General features: G+C 48.2%; 14 protein-coding genes, 1 pseudogene and 1 other annotated feature. All 15 genes and pseudogenes read right to left on the bottom strand.

The window, feature by feature from the left end; genetic code table 11:
• Positions 1 to 70 precede the first annotated feature (70 nt).
• The 15 genes and pseudogenes from C0Q44_RS29580 to hemB all read right to left on the bottom strand — a co-directional run bounded on the left by C0Q44_RS29580 (position 71) and on the right by hemB (position 17041).
• Positions 71 to 604 carry a rod shape-determining protein MreD gene (locus C0Q44_RS29580; protein WP_105410713.1) on the bottom strand — a complete coding sequence of 178 codons (534 nt, stop codon included), beginning with the start codon at positions 602 to 604 and terminating at the stop codon, positions 71 to 73.
• Positions 604 to 1476, bottom strand: a complete 873-nt coding sequence (gene mreC, locus C0Q44_RS29575; protein WP_105410712.1) for a rod shape-determining protein MreC — start codon at positions 1474 to 1476, stop codon at positions 604 to 606. Before mreC ends, C0Q44_RS29580 begins: the two co-directional genes overlap by 1 nt.
• A 184-nt stretch (positions 1477 to 1660) precedes the next feature.
• Positions 1661 to 2695, bottom strand: a complete 1035-nt coding sequence (locus tag C0Q44_RS29570; RefSeq protein ID WP_105410711.1) for a rod shape-determining protein — start codon at positions 2693 to 2695, stop codon at positions 1661 to 1663.
• A 183-nt stretch (positions 2696 to 2878) separates the two neighbouring features.
• Positions 2879 to 3568, bottom strand: coding sequence for a RadC family protein (gene radC, locus C0Q44_RS29565; RefSeq protein WP_105410710.1), 690 nt, complete (start codon positions 3566 to 3568; stop codon positions 2879 to 2881).
• 34 nt (positions 3569 to 3602) lie between these two features.
• Positions 3603 to 4214 carry a Maf family protein gene (locus C0Q44_RS29560; RefSeq protein ID WP_105410709.1) on the bottom strand — a complete coding sequence of 204 codons (612 nt, stop codon included), beginning with the start codon at positions 4212 to 4214 and terminating at the stop codon, positions 3603 to 3605.
• A 98-nt stretch (positions 4215 to 4312) separates the two neighbouring features.
• The gene (locus C0Q44_RS29555) at positions 4313 to 4555 is read right to left on the bottom strand and encodes a DUF4321 domain-containing protein (RefSeq protein WP_105410708.1); all 243 of its coding nucleotides are present in this window, start codon (positions 4553 to 4555) and stop codon (positions 4313 to 4315) included.
• Between the two features lie 145 nt (positions 4556 to 4700).
• Positions 4701 to 5495, bottom strand: a complete 795-nt coding sequence (locus C0Q44_RS29550) for an SPOR domain-containing protein (RefSeq protein ID WP_105410707.1) — start codon at positions 5493 to 5495, stop codon at positions 4701 to 4703.
• Positions 5492 to 5920, bottom strand: a complete 429-nt coding sequence (locus C0Q44_RS29545; RefSeq protein ID WP_105410706.1) for a hypothetical protein — start codon at positions 5918 to 5920, stop codon at positions 5492 to 5494. Before C0Q44_RS29545 ends, C0Q44_RS29550 begins: the two co-directional genes overlap by 4 nt.
• Positions 5921 to 6037: 117 nt before the next feature.
• A complete protein-coding gene (gene murC, locus C0Q44_RS29540) occupies positions 6038 to 7357 on the bottom strand; it encodes a UDP-N-acetylmuramate--L-alanine ligase (protein WP_258166626.1) in 1320 nt (439 codons plus the stop codon).
• A gap of 56 nt (positions 7358 to 7413) precedes the next feature.
• Positions 7414 to 8788 (bottom strand): annotated as a pseudogene (locus C0Q44_RS29535) (bifunctional folylpolyglutamate synthase/dihydrofolate synthase).
• 78 nt (positions 8789 to 8866) lie between these two features.
• Positions 8867 to 11533, bottom strand: coding sequence for a valine--tRNA ligase (locus C0Q44_RS29530; protein ID WP_105410704.1), 2667 nt, complete (start codon positions 11531 to 11533; stop codon positions 8867 to 8869).
• Between the two features lie 59 nt (positions 11534 to 11592).
• Positions 11593 to 11868, bottom strand: a binding site (T-box leader).
• 155 nt (positions 11869 to 12023) lie between these two features.
• Positions 12024 to 13481, bottom strand: coding sequence for a LysM peptidoglycan-binding domain-containing protein (locus C0Q44_RS29525; protein WP_105410703.1), 1458 nt, complete (start codon positions 13479 to 13481; stop codon positions 12024 to 12026).
• Positions 13482 to 13811: 330 nt separating this feature from the next.
• On the bottom strand, positions 13812 to 14717 hold the full coding sequence (locus tag C0Q44_RS29520) for an RluA family pseudouridine synthase (RefSeq protein ID WP_105410702.1): 906 nt from the start codon (positions 14715 to 14717) through the stop codon (positions 13812 to 13814).
• Entirely contained in the window at positions 14714 to 16018 is a 1305-nt protein-coding gene (gene hemL / locus C0Q44_RS29515) for a glutamate-1-semialdehyde 2,1-aminomutase (RefSeq protein ID WP_105410701.1), read from the bottom strand. The genes C0Q44_RS29520 and hemL overlap by 4 nt, the downstream gene beginning before the upstream one ends.
• Before the next feature lie 21 nt (positions 16019 to 16039).
• The gene (gene hemB / locus C0Q44_RS29510) at positions 16040 to 17041 is read right to left on the bottom strand and encodes a porphobilinogen synthase (protein ID WP_105410700.1); all 1002 of its coding nucleotides are present in this window, start codon (positions 17039 to 17041) and stop codon (positions 16040 to 16042) included.
• Positions 17042 to 17144 lie beyond the last annotated feature (103 nt).

Raw genomic sequence — 17144 nt, 5'->3', positions numbered from 1 at the left:
CTGTCCCTCCCATCTCATTACATTTCGTGCCCGGGTTCCCAAGTTCCTGCTTTGCGCTCCATAAATGTATTTAGGAAGCTTCCTCTGTCTTGCTCCGTCTCTTGCCGATCCGCTCCAGTTGCTTGCGAAGCGGGACATAAATGATCAAGGCAAACACAAAATGAATGAACAAATTAGGAATCATATATTCAAGCAACGCCCAGTCAAAAGTCACGTGATTGAGTCGGAAAAGCTTGTACAAGAAGAATAACACGGTGTCATTGAGCAGACTTCCTAAAATGACAACCGAAACCATAACTGGCAGTGGTGCACGCGGTGCTTGAAAAATAAGCCCCATCATGTAAGCCGACAACCCCATTGAGAATCCGTAGGGTCCAATCATCTCACCGTAAAATACGACGTCATGCAACAGTCCAAATAATATGCCCAGCACGAGTGCCGTGTGACGATGATGATATACAGCGATAAACAGAATGGCGATATAGACCAGGTTGGCCGAAATACGCATTTGCCAGCCGGAAGGAATAAGCAGTGGCAAAATCGTGCCTTCCACAATGAATAATACGAATAGCAACAGGAACAAGACTTGCTTGCGTGTCACCATTATTCTTTTACCTCAGGCGGGATAATGACAATCAGCTCTTTCCAGTCCAGAAAGCTTGCATACGGTTTAATAATCGCAGTCCGTGTCAAACCGTATTCGCCAACTTCAACCTTCTCCACTTTACCAATTCGCATATACTTTGGAAAGTTATTGATGATTCCGGAGGAGATGATTTCATCTTTATCAGCGATGTTGGAGTCCTCTGAAATCTTGGTCATCTTGAGCATACCCGTCTTCGGATCATAACTCTCAATCATACCAAATACTTTCTCTTTGCCCACAGCTGTAGCCGCGATGGCATTGGATGTCGGATCATTAGCATCCATGGAAGTTAACAGATTAACCGTTGATGTATAGGAGCTGACATGACTGATTACACCAACCAGTCCTTCCTGCGAAGTAACGGCCATACCCGGCTTAATTCCCGCATTTTCTCCGATATCAATATTAATGGTTCTGCTGTTCGGATCCGAATTGGCACTGATGACTTGAGCAATTCGTGAACCGTAATTATAGCGATTCTTCTGTTCTTCGGTGAAATTGAGTGCCTTCTGGAGCTGTTCATTGACCTGCTCCATGTCGTTGTACTTCAGCCGATCCCGGGTATAATGCCCCATCGCAATGCGAAGCTCTTCATTCTCTTGATATACCGTACGCATGTTCGATACATCTTTGAAAAAGCCCGCTACATAGGAAGCGGGCTTGTAAAATACGTATTGTACAAATCCAACTGAATCCTTCAGGAATTTCTCCGGCCAGGATAGAGTGGTTCGCGGACCGAGCGTAAAGCCCATTAACGCGATAAATGTAACAAGGCCCACCAGCAAAACAAAAAGTCTTTTGTTACCTAGCAGTTTAAACAGTTCGAACACCCTCTAACATCCATTATTCTCTTCCGAGCCATGCCCGGCGGGGAGACTGTCAGACCTGTAGTCCCTGCGAGAATATCAGCTGATCCTCCCCTGTTAAGCGGGTAATAGCTCTTCCCCGGGGTTAACCGGGTCCTATAACGATATCTTGCCACTTGGTACAGGGACCAAGCTAGGCAAATACCATTTAACGTTTGGAACGAACTGCCGAACTGCTTCTGCTTTTGAACAAATGAATATTCTCTAGCGCTTTACCTGTACCGATCGCCACACAATCAAGCGGGTTCTCAGCCACAATCACAGGCATTCCTGTCTCGCCAGCAAGCAGCTTGTCCAGATTGCGGAGCAACGCACCTCCACCAGTAAGAACAATACCACGATCCATGACATCGGCTGCAAGTTCAGGCGGACATTTTTCTAGCGTCACTTTAACCGCTTCAACAATCGCATTCACCGTATCAGCCAGCGCTTCGCTAATCTCATCCGAAGTAATGGTAATGGTCTTAGGCAGACCTGTAACGAGGTCACGTCCACGAATCTCCATCGTTTCTACTTGCTCAAGTGGCATTGCTGATCCGATGTCCATCTTCAATTGCTCAGATGTACGTTCACCAATCATCAGATTGTATTGGCGTTTGATGTACTGGATAACGGATTCATCCATCTCATCACCAGCAACACGAACCGAACGACTCGTTACAATCCCGCCAAGAGAGATGACAGCGACTTCCGTTGTACCGCCACCAATATCTACAACCATGCTTCCTGTCGGTTCCCATACGGGCAGATCTGCACCAATTGCAGCTGCGAAAGGTTCTTCAATCGTGTAGGCTTCACGTGCTCCAGCCTGCTTCGTTGCATCTTCAACCGCTCGTTGTTCTACCGCAGTAATCCCGGATGGTACGCACACCATCACGTTAGGATGACGCTGGAACATGGAGCGTTGCTTCTGTGCCTGACGAATAAAATATTTGATCATCACTGCCGTTGTATCAAAATCAGCAATAACGCCATCTTTCATCGGACGAATGGCACGAATGTTGCCCGGTGTACGTCCAATCATTTTTTTGGCAGATTCACCAACGGCCTCGATGCTGTTTGTATCCGTCCGAATAGCAACTACCGAAGGTTCGCGCACCACAATTCCTTTTCCACGTACATAAACCAACGTATTTGCTGTCCCCAAATCAATACCCAAATCTTTCGTAAAACCACCAAACATAACGTTAATCTCCTTTTCTGCCTCATATAGCCGCCCTCTCAGATCAAGAGCGTAACAATTTCATTCCCACGCAACACGTGGAGCTAATATTCGCATTTGTTTTTTTGCAATTGTAAAGTGAACCTATCTTTTACGGACAACGCCGTTAACATTCATAGGAAAACATCAACGCCAACCATTATATTATACTAAGCCCTTCTCCTTCAAACTTACGTACGTTCCATCTCCAATAATAATATGATCAAGCACGTCAATGCCGACGATTGTACCAGCTTCGATCAGTCTCTTGGTTATTTGGATATCCTCTGGACTGGGCGTAGGATCACCGCTCGGATGATTGTGTGCGCACACAATAGAGGCGCTGCTGCATTTGATGGCAGCCCGGAACACTTCACGTGGATGTACAATCGAAGCGTTAAGGCTACCCATGGAGAGTGTTTCCTGGGCAATAATATGATTTTTGCTATTCAGAAAGAGACACACAAAATGCTCTTTCTGCAAGTATCGCATTTGTTCCATCAGGATATCGGCCGCATCATGCGGTGTACGGATCGAGGTCGACGGTGTAAGTCTGCTCCTCGCAATCCGATGACCTAGTTCAATGCTCGCTTTCAGTTGTACAGCCTTAGCATTGCCAATCCCTTTCATCGCAGTCAGTTCTTCCAGACTCAAATCCATCAACGGGCGAATTCCACCCGCCTGAGTCAGCATCCGCTGTGCCATATGCACCGCAGATTCCTGTCGTGTGCCTGTTCGAAGTAAAATCGCCAGCAATTCAGCATGGCTCAAGGCGCCCGCCCCATATTCCATCATGCGTTCTCTCGGGCGTTCTTCCTGGGGGATGTCGCGCATCATATATTGAGGCGACTCCATATGTTCCCTCTTTTCACACGTCAATTATCTTCATTCATGTTCGTGGCAACACATGTACACCAAACCCATCCAACATATCACTCAGCAAGGATAGTGGCAGACCAACCACATTAAAATAACATCCTTCAATACGGTCGATCAGTGAAGCGCCAATGCCCTGAATGGCATATGATCCTGCCTTATCCGAAGGCTCTCCTGTCTGCACATAGGCACGGATGGTCGCATCCGACAGTTCCTTCATCGTTACATCGGTCTGGCGGTAATGAACAATCGATTGTCCATTGCCCGCATCAATACAAGCGACGCCGGTAAACACCCGATGTACGCGGCCCTGGAGCCGGGATAACATACGTTCTGCATCAGCTTCGTCTATGGGTTTGCCCAGAATCTCACCATCCAGCACAACAACAGTGTCACTACCAACAATAATGGCTTCCTGCTCACGGCCTTCAAGCCCACGATACACGGCAAGCGCCTTACGCAAAGCAAGCTCCTGTACCGTCTGTTCAGGTGTCCATTCTGGTGGCGTATCTTCATCGGCATGACTTGGTATTACATCAAATGCTAAATGGAGTGATGCGATCAGTTCTTTGCGCCGAGGCGACGTGGAGGCCAGAATAATAGGGCGTTGTTGCGTGTTATCCATGATGAACGGCTCCTTATGCTACGGCAACATCCTGTCCTGTCCGGATCACGATAATAGATGTCACAGATTTAATTTTGTCGTCATAACTCGTCATTCTCCTACAGTCTGCGATACAGCCATACAGCAGCAATAATACCGATCAGACTCAGAAGACTCATTTGAAATTGAAGTGAAATATCATAGCTGATAATATCCAGATCAGCCTGCGGCGACCAGCGAATAGTCGTGGCTTTCGTAAGAAAGGCTACGGCCTTTACAGGCTGCAATGCCTTGGCGATCCACGCTCCGGCCATCCAGCCGAGCAGCAGAAACAGTAATAACATGCCGAAGTTTTTTTTCATCGGTAATCTTCCCTCGCCATTTTTTGACACCCACATTATTATACGGGGTTTTGTACGTCAATACAAACACAAATCCGGCAAGGGGAACTATTTCCAGTTCCTTGCCGGACAGGTATTTCCAGGCGTTGTTATGGGAAAGAGCATGTTACTGCTTTATCGCTTCGAGCCACTTTTTCTGCTGTAATACATATTCCATCAGATCGGACTGTACGGACCACATGTGCACAACATCCGGGTTTTTGTTGTACTCCGCGATGGCCGTAATTGCACTGTTCATCGATTTCTCCATTCCGGCGATAATGGGTTGAACCTCTGCGGTCAGGCCGGGCGAAAGGCTATTTAAACCGGTTAACCACGCCTGGTGCTTATTCTGAATTCCGCTCATCGTTTCTGTAGATACTGCTGCCGGAGCAGACTCTCCCAGCTGCTGAATGGACAAGGTAGACAATTGATTGACCAGTGCAGAACTGTTCGTGAAGAAAAGCTGTACATCCTCTTGTTTGCCACCGAATATAGCAGGATTTATCTCAGGGTTAACGATCTCCTTGACGTACAGTTCAACTCCCCGGGCTTTAAGCCTGGAGCTGAGAAGCTTGGCCTCTTCACGATCAGCCGAAATGCCTGCATACACCCGATTGCCATCTTCAGGATCAGAACCTGCGGCTATTCCAGCCTGAGAAAGTTCAAGCTTGGCCTGTTCTGCTCGTTCCGGAGAACTGAAAACGCCGTATTGGAGTGCATAATATGTGCTACCCGTCGCAGCTGTCTGAATCTGCTGCTCTGTTCCTATATTTCCCTCTTGGCCTGTAACGGTGGAAACCGCCTGATTGACGGGGAGAAGATCACCTGGCTTGGCAGCTCCTTCTTTATTGAAAAATGAGAGAATAACCATACCAAAGAGTGCTCCCGTAACCAGTGCCCCAGTGACAGAACCAATCATTTTCCAGCCCTTGGAGGTCGATTACGCTTGTAAGAATAGTTCTCGCTATCTGCAAGCCAGTCATGGCCTTGATGATCATCATGAGCATTGGACAGATCCCGATGTTCTCCCTCTGGATCTGCCATATGATTATCATAACCGGATCTGTTGCCCAGATATTGGACCTCATTGAATTTCGAATCATGGCTCATCTGTTGGTCAGGTTCAGGTACAGCAGAGCTTGTCAGCACTGTCTCTCCCCAATCTCCAGGGATATCCTCTGGCGTCCAGGATGGGGTTGTATCCATCTGCTTTGGGGTTATCGTTTGATTATGAGATAATTCTTCATTCAGCGTTACCAATGGACTGGATGCGGAAATCCTCTTATTTTCAGGCTTGTCCGACTTATGATCCCCGAAGCGAAACGTCATTCTAGCATTGCTCACCGTACCCTCTCCTTTGTCTCATTTATATCAGCTATATGCAGAGAATATCAATAAAATTCCATATAACGCAAAAAAACCGCCTGCTTCTTATTGAAGACAGCCGGTTTCTGAATGGATCTATTTTAAACCTTTGGCAAGTGTATCGCCAACTTTCCAAATATCACCTGCACCCATCGTAAGTACAAGATCTCCTGGCTGTAGACGATGCTGCAGATCAACTACAACTTCCTCTTTCGTAGGTAGGTAACGTGCAGAAGCATTACTGTTTTGAACGATCAGTTCAACCAGTCTGGCTGAGTGCACCCCTTCGATCTCTTTTTCGCCCGCAGGAGAATAGATATCGGTAATAAGTACCTCATCCGCTTCGGCGAAGGCACGGCTAAACGCATCCAACAGGAAGAACGTGCGTGTATAACGCTGTGGCTGGAATACCGCTATAATCCGCTTGCCCGTTGCTTTGGCCGCACTAATCGTAGCTTCAATCTCCGTAGGATGATGAGCATAATCATCGATGATCAGCATGTCACGCGCCTCGCCCAATACCTGGAACCTGCGTTTGGCTCCATTGAATTGAATGATGGCTGCGACAATCTTCTCAAATGGAATGCCTGCTTCCAGACAGGTGATTACGGTAGCCATTGCATTATAAACATTATGTTTACCTGGAACCGATAACTCCACCGAGCCCATAGCCTTACCCTGATGATTCATCGTAAAGGAAATTCGGCGATCACCTAATACGATATCCGTAGCCGTATAATCCGCAGCACGGTCAATACCATAAGTCGTGATCCGTGACTTGAGTTGTGGCAGAATCGCTTGAACATTCTCGTCGTCAGAACATACAATGGCTGTTCCCTCCGGACGAATCTGGCTCAGGAACTGCACATAAGCCCTTTTGAGTTCCTCAAAATCACTGTTGTAATTCTCCAGATGATCTGCCTCAATGTTAGTTACAATGCCGAGCCATGGATGATACTGTAAAAATGAACCATCACTCTCATCCGCTTCAGCAACAACCCAGTCGCCTTGACCTGCCTTGGCATTAGTGCCCACATTCATGATTTCTCCGCCAATAATATAAGTCGGGTCCGTATCACATTTATCCATAACCAATGCAATCATGGATGAGGTGGTTGTTTTTCCGTGAGCCCCAGCTACAGCCACGCCTTTGCGTTCATTCAACAACCGCGCAAGCATCTGCGAACGATGCAGAATAGGAATGTTCAATTGCGCTGCTGCTACACGTTCCACATTATCGGCAGGCGCTGCCGTAGAGTAGACTACCAGGTCTGCTCCAGTCACGTGCTCTGCCGTATGTCCGATATATATTTTCGCTCCCTTGGCTGCCAGCTTCTCGGTCAACTCCTGTGAAGCGACATCCGATCCGGTAACGGTGTATCCCATTTCCAACATAACTCTTGCAATGGCACTCATGCCATAACCGCCAATTCCTATAAAATGAACATGTTCCGATGTATTTAACAAAACTTTCACCAACCTTTTTCAGAATCGGTTTGATGCAAAAGGGCTGCCCGCACATCTGCAATCAGGTACAGTGTGCCGGAAACCACCCCCAGATCTTCCGCTTCCGTCCGTGACTTCAATTGATCAAGTGCCTTCGCCCACTCGGGCTCGACGATGATTTCCAGCTCCTGCTTCGCAATGGCGGGACGTACCCGTTCGACAATCTGCAGCAATTCGGCTGCATCCATTTTGCGTCGGAAGTCTGGCTCGGTCAGGATCAGCGTATCCACTAGTGGCAGTATATGCTGCAAATATGCTTCGTGATGCTTATTTGCCAGCATACCCATCATCAAAATTAACTTGTTGTGAGGATATACCTCTCTAATGCTCTTGGCCAGTGCTTCTGCCCCTCCGGATTATGCGCTCCATCGAGTACAATTCGGGGTTCATCGACTACTTTTTCGAATCTTCCTGCCCAGAAGGCGTTCTCCAGTCCAAGTGCAATATCGTTGTCATCTAGCATAAATGCCATGAATTGTCTGAGTAGTTCAAGCACCATAAGTGCAGCCGCAGCATTATCACATTGGTGTGAACCCTGCATGCGTATGCGAACGTCCAGATCACGAAACGGGCCTGTAAAATGAAAAGACTGACCGTTCTCGTTGCTCTCGAGTCTATGATAAGAGAATTGATCTCCAGCCAAATACACGGTTGATTGAAGCTGCTGTGCTTTCTCCTGAATCACCTTCACAGCTTCGGGTTGAGTCGCACAGGTCACAACAGGAACTCCTGGCTTGATAATACCTGCCTTCTCTCCGGCAATCTCTTCAATGGTATCCCCAAGTACATCCGTGTGATCCATTCCAATGTTGGTAATGACCGACACAACGGGTGCAACAATATTCGTTACGTCCATCCTTCCCCTAGCCCCGTCTCCCATACCACAACGTCAGGGTAACACTCCCCTGCATAATACAGAAGCGCGAGAGCTGTGGACACCTCAAACATCGTGGGCGATCCAAGTGAAGTGGATGCCATTTCCAAGACCAGTGGGCGCAAACGGTTTGAGAGCTTCAGCAGAGTCTCTTCCGGAATATCCTCGCCGTTGTATTGAAAACGGTTTGTAAACTTGGTGATATAAGGTGACGTAAAGGTTCCTACATCATATCCGGCCTGAAGAAGCACTGACGTCAAAAAAGCGCAAGTCGAACCTTTGCCGTTCGTTCCCGCGACGTGAATAAATTTGAGACGTTGGTGAGGATTGCCTAACCGTAACATCAGACCCTCTATTCGTTCCAATCCAGGTCGAATGCCAAAAGGAATAAGGCCATTGATCCAGTCCACGGCCTCGTTATACGTAAGTAAAGGAGCTACTGCATCTGTCCCGTCTAATTCCGTCATCTGATTCACCTTCGGTCCCGAGTTTGATTGAAAAAAGCGGCCGGATGGCATAGCAGCTCTCCATCCGACCCAAATATATTAACCTTTCAGTTCCTTGATTCGTGCAATCACTTTATCCCGTTTATCGGCATAATCTGCTTGCTTGGCGCGCTCTTCCTCAATAACTTTGGCAGGTGCTTTGGCAACAAAGCCTTCATTCGTCAGCTTTTTCTCCACACGGAGTACTTCGCCCTCAAGGTTCTGCAACTCTTTCTCCAGACGAGCCACTTCCTGTTCGATATCAATAAGACCTGCCAGCGGCAAGTAAAGCTCTGCCCCCGTAATGATTGCAGTCATTGCCTTATCCGGCGAGCTTAGATCCAGCCCACTATCGAACTCGGACGTATTACAGAAACGTTTGATGTAGTGGCTGTTACGTTCAATGATGCTGGACGCCTCAGCGCTGTTTGCTTTTACCATTAATTCGATCTTTTTGCTCATAGGCACGTTCACTTCTGCACGAATGTTACGAACTGCCCGAATGGTATCCATAAGCAGGTTCATCTCGGCAACAGCTTCCGGGTTCTCAAGCTTCGGATCATATACCGGCCAGGATGCCAGCGTAATGGTCTCCCCTTCATGCGGCAGATGCTGCCAGATCTCTTCGGAGATATACGGCATGAACGGATGAATCAAACGCATCGTCTGATCCAGCACATAAGCAAGCACGGATTGTGTCTTCTTCTTGGCAACCGGATCTTCTCCGTAGAAGGACAGCTTCGCAAATTCAATGTACCAGTCACACAGGTCATCCCAGATAAAGTTATACAGGACGCGACCTGTTTCCCCAAATTCATACGCTTCGATTAGACGCGTAATATCACGGGAAGTTTCGTTCAGACGGTGTAAAATCCAATAATCCGGTGTACCAAGCTCTCCACTAATGTCACGATCCTCAAAAGTGAACCCTTCCAGGTTCATCAATGCAAAGCGAGAAGCATTCCAAATCTTGTTGGCAAAGTTACGAGCTTGCTCCACCCGTTCCCAACGGAAACGCAGATCCTGACCTGGCGTGCTGCTGGTTGAGATCATGTAACGCATAGCATCTGCGCCATATTTCTCAATCACATCGAGCGGATCTACACCGTTACCCAGAGATTTGGACATTTTGCGTCCATCTGAATCACGAACCAGACCATGCATCAGCACATCTTTGAACGGAATTTCATCCGTGAATTCCAATGCAGTGAAAATCATGCGTGCAACCCAGAAATATATGATGTCATACCCTGTCACAAGTACACTTGTTGGATAATAACGTTTCAGATCTTCCGTGTCTTCCGGCCAACCCAATGTAGAGAACGGCCATAATCCGGAGCTGAACCATGTATCAAGAACATCTTCATCCTGTCGGAGCTTGCGTCCAGCATTCTCTGGAAGCGTCGTCGGATCTTCAGCAGATACGATGATTTCACCAGTCTCCTCATCATACCAGGCCGGAATACGATGTCCCCACCAGAGTTGACGGGAAATACACCAGTCACGAACATTTTCGATCCAGTTCAGATACGTTTTCTCAAAACGATCCGGAACAAATTTGACCCCTTCGCCGCTCTGTTGCTTCTGAATCGCTCTCTCTGCAAGTGGCTTCATCTCAACAAACCATTGCGTAGACAGATACGGCTCAACAACGGCTCCGGTACGTTCGCTGTGTCCCACCTGATGCATATGATCCTCAATGTTGATCAATACGCCCTGTTCCTGCAGATCAGCTACGATCTGCTTACGACAGTCGCTGCGGTCCAGACCCTGATATTTGCCAGCTTCGGCATTCATTGTGCCGCTCTCATCCATAACCGTAATTTGAGCCAGATCATGACGCAGACCTACTTCAAAGTCATTCGGATCATGGGCAGGGGTAATCTTCACAGCACCACTACCGAAATCTTTGTCTACATAATCATCGGCAATGACAGGAATTTCACGTCCAATGATCGGCAGTACCAGCGTTTTGCCGATCATGTCTGCGTAACGCTCATCCTTCGGATGAACAGCAACCGCTGTATCTCCCAGCATCGTTTCAGGACGCGTCGTTGCCACAGTAACGTAACCACTTCCATCTTTGAGCGGGTAGCGCAGATGATACAAGTGCCCCTGAACCTCTTTATATTCAACCTCAATGTCGGACAGTGCTGTCCGGTTTACCGGGTCCCAGTTAATGATTCGTTTGCCACGGTAGATGAGACCTTTTTCATACAATTGTACAAATACTTTGCGCACAGCTTGGGACAGACCTTCGTCCAACGTAAAACGTTCACGCGAGTAGTCGAGTGACAAGCCCATTTTACCCCATTGCTGGCGAATGGTTGTGGCATATTGTTCTTTCCAGTCCCATACTTTCTCCAGAAACTTCTCGCGTCCCAGATCATAACGAGTCAGACCTTCTTCACGCAGCTTCTGCTCCACCTTCGTTTGGGTAGCAATCCCTGCATGGTCGGAACCCGGAAGCCACAAAGCATCATAGCCCTGCATCCGTTTCGTACGGATCAGAATATCCTGCAGTGTGAAATCGAGCGCATGACCGATATGCAGCATCCCGGTTACATTCGGTGGAGGGATTACAATGGTATAAGGCTCGGCATCTTTACGTTGACCGGCTTTGAAATAGCCACGCTCCATCCAGGTGGAGTACCATTTATCCTCTGCCGCTTTTGGATCATATGTGGTCGGCATTTCTGTTGCAGCTGATATTTTTTGATCTGACATGTGTCATTCCTCCGTTACTTCATCATCATCGCCAAAAAAACAAAAAAACCTTTCATCCATCAAAGGACGAAAGGTTAGCTTTCGCGGTACCACCTTTGTTTCACGTAGACAGAAAGATAGATTGCACCCGCTGTACTCACCGTGACACTTCAAGCAGATAACGGCTGCTACCGGCCTATCCTACCTCAGGAATAACTAACGATATATCATTCCTAGTATTCAAACAGGCAACTCCCGGGCGACTTCGATCAGTTGGTTCCTGCGGAATTTCACAGCGTAGCAATTCCACTCTCTGAAAGGTCATACTGTCTACTACTCCCGATCCACGTTGTTCTTCAAAAAACCTACACACATCATACCCTGCCCGTGCGCGATAGTCAACCTGACAACAGCGGAAAAAGAGCGCTGGAATGCAGGTTTAGGACGAATGATGCAAAAACCCGCAATCCTCAAGGGGATCACGGGTCATAATAAAGACTTTGATTATAGATTAAGGGATGTACAGTATCTGACCTTCTTCAACAACCTGTTCAGATAAGCGGTTATACAACTGAAGTTCCCTCGTACTCAGCTGGTACCGGTCTGCGATGGCATCAAGTGTCTCTTCTCGCTGTACAATACACAGTTTCACCTTACGGAATGGGGTCTGGTCCACGATTGTCCCCAAGAACAGATTCTTCCATTCTACGTCATCAGGCGCTTCTTCCTGAAGAACACCAGCAGGAATCTCTTCCCCTCGTTCCACTTCAACATCACGTGCCGCTCTGCCAGAGGATAACAAGGAAGAGATTCCTACGCCCTCCTCCTGCCTTGCTGCCAATTCTTTCTTGCTGCCAAAAGCAACCTTTAGCTCCGGCTTGTCTTCCGTCTCACCCACAGGCTCAGGAACCAATGCTTCGTTCTGCACGAACTCGTCTGCTCCAGTCACTTCAAAAGACGGTCGGTCTTCCTCTGCGTTCCCCGGTTCGGACGAACCAAATACACCCTGCCAGTTCTCCGTCTGTGACTCAACTGGAACATCGGCAATGGCCTGATTCTCCTGCTGGGGTACAGATCTCGCTGATTCAAAGTGCCATACGTCCGGTGCATCCGGTGTTGTCACCTCTTCAGATGATTGGGAAGCCACGGAAGGCTCGGACCACACAGAAGACTCTTCCGCCAAAGGCAGCAAAGGTTCCGATTCAGGGTAAGAAGCTAACCGATCAGCAGTCTCTGCCATAAATGACGAGATTGGGGAAGGCTCATTGGATGCCAATTCATCTCCGTCCGTTGTCAGAGATGCGAAATCCTCCTCAGCATCAGGTAACCTGTTTTCGTTCGAGTATTCCGCACTCTGATCCTCTGCATGAAGTGGCTCGGCCAAAGACGAATTCAGATCATCCTGATACAATTCCGGGGCACCGTAGGCAAGTTCTGCTGCATTCGCAAGTCTTTCTTCCTCACTACGCTGGAGCAGATACTCTTGTGCAAATGCATTGGGATCGTTGCCTGGCTGCTCTGCTTCATCGGAACGGCTATCTGGCTGAGGGTTAGGTGAATGAACAACGGTGAACTCATCTGCTGACCACACTTGTGGCTCCTCTACAGGAAAGCCCTCAATACCTCGCAGCGACAACACACCTGTAATGTTCAGACTGCGATTGGATAACAAATCCACATCAAAATTCTCAATCTCGATGGAAATATCCTCAATGGATCTTACCCGGTTCAGAGGCACCGTGATCTCCACGGGAATGAAATGTTTGAGTTCCTCTGAAGCTTCGTTCTCTCCTCTGTACGCACCTGTAAGCAATAGATGCCCTCTTAACGTGGCGTGGTCATCCTGTCCTATGACTTGAATGCGCGGGTATAGTTCAATTTCCTCCAATTCCTCAATAGCAGGAACTCCCTCAGACAAATGAACGCGCTCATAAATATCAAACCGCAAACCATAAGGTTGATTCAACAAAGGTAGCGTCCTCCTTTCGGCATATGTTCACCATGATCCTTCTCATGGGACTGATCCATGGTCCAAATCCTTCGTTACCCCATCTATATGCCTTGAATGAGATGAGCATGCCACCTTTTGAAAAACCTTGCTATATAAAGCGAAATAGAGAATGTTGCACCTAGCCACTTCAATGACAGAATAACCTTCCGATCACTGTTATCCCCAGATTTTTTTGATTCCCTTCTTCAAAGGGAAAATCCGGGGATAAAGACGAACGCTCCGCTTCTTCACGTTATTTCTGTCCTCTCCGTTCTCGTTTAACTATTGAAGTTCGCTTTATATCATTTATTAATACACCTTTTCATGCTCTGCCAATTGTGTAAAATCAGATGGCCAAGGGTCATTCACTTCAATCGTGGCTCCAGTTAACGGATGGCTGAACTGTAGCACTTCCCCGTGAAGCGCCTGCCGGCCAATGGCATTCGCTCTCCCACCATACAACGCATCACCGATGAGCGGGTGTCCCGCGTAACTCAAATGTACGCGAATTTGGTGTGTTCGTCCTGTATCCAGCTTCAATCGTACAAGGGTTGCTCGTTCCCATACTTCGACGATCTCCACATGAGTAACCGCTTCCTGTCCACCTTCCGAGACACGCCTGCGCTGCTTGTGATGCCTGTCTTTGCCGATTGGAGCATCTATCTTGCGAAGCTCACTGGATATCTGACCACCTGCGATGGCTACATAATGGCGACCAATCTCTTTGCGGCGCATCGCTTCATCCAGTTTGGCAAGGGCAAAAGCATTTTTGGCGTATAGGACAGGTCCGGTTGTATCCTCATCCAGTCGATGAACATGGCGTACGTTAGTCTGAATTCCGTTCATCTCATAATACGAAGCAACCGCATGATCCAGGGTGAGGGCATGATCAGCATGGCTTCCATCCGGATGCAGTTTCATGCCAGCGGGTTTGTGCACGACCAGACAGAAATCATCCTCATACAACACAGCCAGATCTGCCCAGCGTGCCTCAACATCAATAGGCTGGGACGCAAAAAGGGCCAGCCTAAGCCGGTCCCCTGCAAGTTGTATCCCTTGGTTTGCTTTGAGCTGACGGAGCAGCTTCTCCGGTAACTGAAGCTCAGACATTAACCATTGCTCAGCAGCCATCTGCCTGTCTGTACTACCGGTGACAACTTTGCCCGGCATCAGCTCAAGCCATTCCCCACGGCGTTTCCAACTTTTGATGCTCATAATGATTGTAGTGCCTTGCGGTTCGCCTGAATGGTGTCGTCAATATCCTGCTCCGTGTGCACACCAGAGACAAACATACCTTCATATTGTGAAGGCGCGACACTCACTCCTTGATCAATCATCGCCGCAAAATAACGACGGAAATGATCCTGATTGCTTTCTTTGGCAATATCATAATTCGTTACCGGAACGGCACTGAAAAATGGACATACCATGGAACCCACACGGTTAATCGTTACGGGTATACCCGTTTCAGCTGCATTTCGCTCAAATCCAGCCTGCAGACGTGCGGACAATGTCTCCAAACGGTCATAGACCTCTGGCGTCAACAATTGGAGTGTAGTATATCCCGCCGCCATCGCCAGCGGGTTCCCGCTCAGTGTGCCTGCCTGATAGATCGGTCCTGTAGGTGCAATCTGTTCCATCAGATCCCGACGACCACCATACGCTCCAACCGGAAGTCCGCCACCGATCACTTTACCCAGGCAAGTCAGATCAGGTGTAACTCCATACCGTCCCTGAGCACAGTTCAATCCTACGCGGAAACCAGTCATGACCTCGTCAAAAATAAGCAAGCTGCCATATTGAGTCGTCAAACTCCGCAAGCCTTCCAGAAAACCGGAAGCCGGAGGCACAACGCCCATGTTACCCGCCACAGGTTCCACAATAACAGCGGCCAGTTCCTCACCATAACGTTCAAAAGCAAGAGTTACGGACTCCAGATCGTTATAAGGCACCGTAATGGTATTCATGGCTACGCCTTCAGGTACTCCTGGGCTATCTGGCAGTCCTAGTGTTGCCACACCTGATCCAGCCTTAATTAGCAAACTGTCCGCATGACCATGATATGATCCTTCAAACTTCAGAATTTTACTGCGCCCGGTTGCCCCGCGTGCCAGTCGAATGGCACTCATCGTTGCTTCTGTACCTGAGTTCACCATCCGAACGATATCGATGGAAGGTACACGCTCACAGACCAGTTTCGCCATCTTGGTTTCCAGCAAAGTGGGTGCACCAAAGCTTGTTCCTTTAACGGCAGTCTCGCGCAGAGCTTCTACAACCTCGGGATGCGCATGTCCCATAATGAGCGGGCCCCATGACCCTACATAGTCGATAAAAACATTGCCATCAATATCGTAGATTTTGGAGCCTTCTCCGCGCTCTACATAGATTGGGGTAAGTCCCACGGATTTGAACGCCCGGACTGGGCTGTTCACCCCTCCTGGTATGTACTGCTTCGCTTCTTCAAATGCGCTGCGTGAGCGCTCATCATTGCGACGATTACCTTGCTGTGCAGTCATGAACATCCTCCTTCATGTAATTTATTTCTCGGCTAACCAGCGGGAAGCGTCTTTGCCATAATACGTAATGATCATATCTGCACCTGCACGTTTCATGCTGAGCAGAATTTCCATGGCGACTTTCTTCTCATCGATCCAGCCTTGAATCGCCGCTGCCTTCACCATGGCGTACTCACCACTTACATTGTAGGCGACGAGTGGAAGATCAAATTGATCCTTGATCGTACGCATGACGTCCAGATAGGAAAGGGATGGTTTTACCATCAGCATGTCGGCACCTTCCAACACATCGGTCTCGGCTTCGCGCAAAGCTTCGCGTGCATTGGCCGGGTCCATCTGATACGACTTGCGATCCCCGAATTGCGGCGTAGAATCCGCAGCTTCACGGAACGGGCCATAGAATGCCGAGGCATACTTCACAGAATAGGACATGATTGGAATGTGATTGAATCCATTCTCATCCAGTCCGGTACGGATGGCTTGTACAAATCCATCCATCATGTTGGATGGTGCAATAATATCTGCTCCTGCCTTGGCTTGGGACACGGCTGTCTGCACGAGTAGATCCAGTGATTCATCATTCAGCACATCTCCAGAGATGTGACCGTCAATTTCCACGGTGTGTACCATACCACAGTGACCGTGATCTGTGAATTCACACAGACAGGTATCTGCAATAACAAGCAGCTCTGGATACCAGGACTTAATCAGTCTCGTAGCTTCTTGCACAATACCATCTTCAGCGAACGCTGATGTACCGACACTGTCTTTGGTTTCAGGGATTCCGAACAACAACACCGCCGGAATGCCCAACTCGGCAATTTCCTTCACTTCTTCCTGAAGACGATCCAGCGAGAAGCGGAATACATTTGGCATCGATTTGATTTCGGATTTAACATTTTCACCATAAGTCACATAAATCGGTTGAATAAAGTCATCTACTGTTAGATGCGTCTCTCTGACCATATTGCGAATACCTGTGGATTGTCGTAAACGGCGATGCCGTACAATTGGAAAACTCATGCGTGTATAACCTCCCTGTAAATTAAATAGAGCAAAAAGGGAAGCGCGCTGGTATCCTAACGAATTCAGCACGCTTCATATGTCGGCAAGTGCATCTGGATTG

Origin of the sequence: Paenibacillus sp. PCH8 (assembly GCF_002968835.1) — a bacterium.
Classification (GTDB): Bacteria; Bacillota; Bacilli; order Paenibacillales; family Paenibacillaceae; genus Paenibacillus.
Note: the sequence above shows the minus strand (reverse complement) of the source record. Positions and strands in the feature narration are given on the sequence as shown.

Bases quoted from the DNA above. Each gene is read 5' to 3' on its own strand.
- C0Q44_RS29580 (WP_105410713.1), bottom strand. From the start codon at position 604: ATGGTGACACGCAAGCAAGTCTTGTTCCTGTTGCTATTCGTATTATTC.
- C0Q44_RS29570 (WP_105410711.1), bottom strand. From the start codon at position 2,695: ATGTTTGGTGGTTTTACGAAAGATTTGGGTATTGATTTGGGGACAGCA.
- radC (WP_105410710.1), bottom strand. From the start codon at position 3,568: ATGGAGTCGCCTCAATATATGATGCGCGACATCCCCCAGGAAGAACGC.
- C0Q44_RS29560 (WP_105410709.1), bottom strand. From the start codon at position 4,214: ATGGATAACACGCAACAACGCCCTATTATTCTGGCCTCCACGTCGCCT.
- C0Q44_RS29555 (WP_105410708.1), bottom strand. From the start codon at position 4,555: ATGAAAAAAAACTTCGGCATGTTATTACTGTTTCTGCTGCTCGGCTGG.
- C0Q44_RS29550 (WP_105410707.1), bottom strand. From the start codon at position 5,495: ATGATTGGTTCTGTCACTGGGGCACTGGTTACGGGAGCACTCTTTGGT.
- murC (WP_258166626.1), bottom strand. From the start codon at position 7,357: ATGAGTGCCATTGCAAGAGTTATGTTGGAAATGGGATACACCGTTACC.
- C0Q44_RS29530 (WP_105410704.1), bottom strand. From the start codon at position 11,533: ATGTCAGATCAAAAAATATCAGCTGCAACAGAAATGCCGACCACATAT.
- C0Q44_RS29520 (WP_105410702.1), bottom strand. From the start codon at position 14,717: ATGAGCATCAAAAGTTGGAAACGCCGTGGGGAATGGCTTGAGCTGATG.
- hemL (WP_105410701.1), bottom strand. From the start codon at position 16,018: ATGACTGCACAGCAAGGTAATCGTCGCAATGATGAGCGCTCACGCAGC.
- hemB (WP_105410700.1), bottom strand. From the start codon at position 17,041: ATGAGTTTTCCAATTGTACGGCATCGCCGTTTACGACAATCCACAGGT.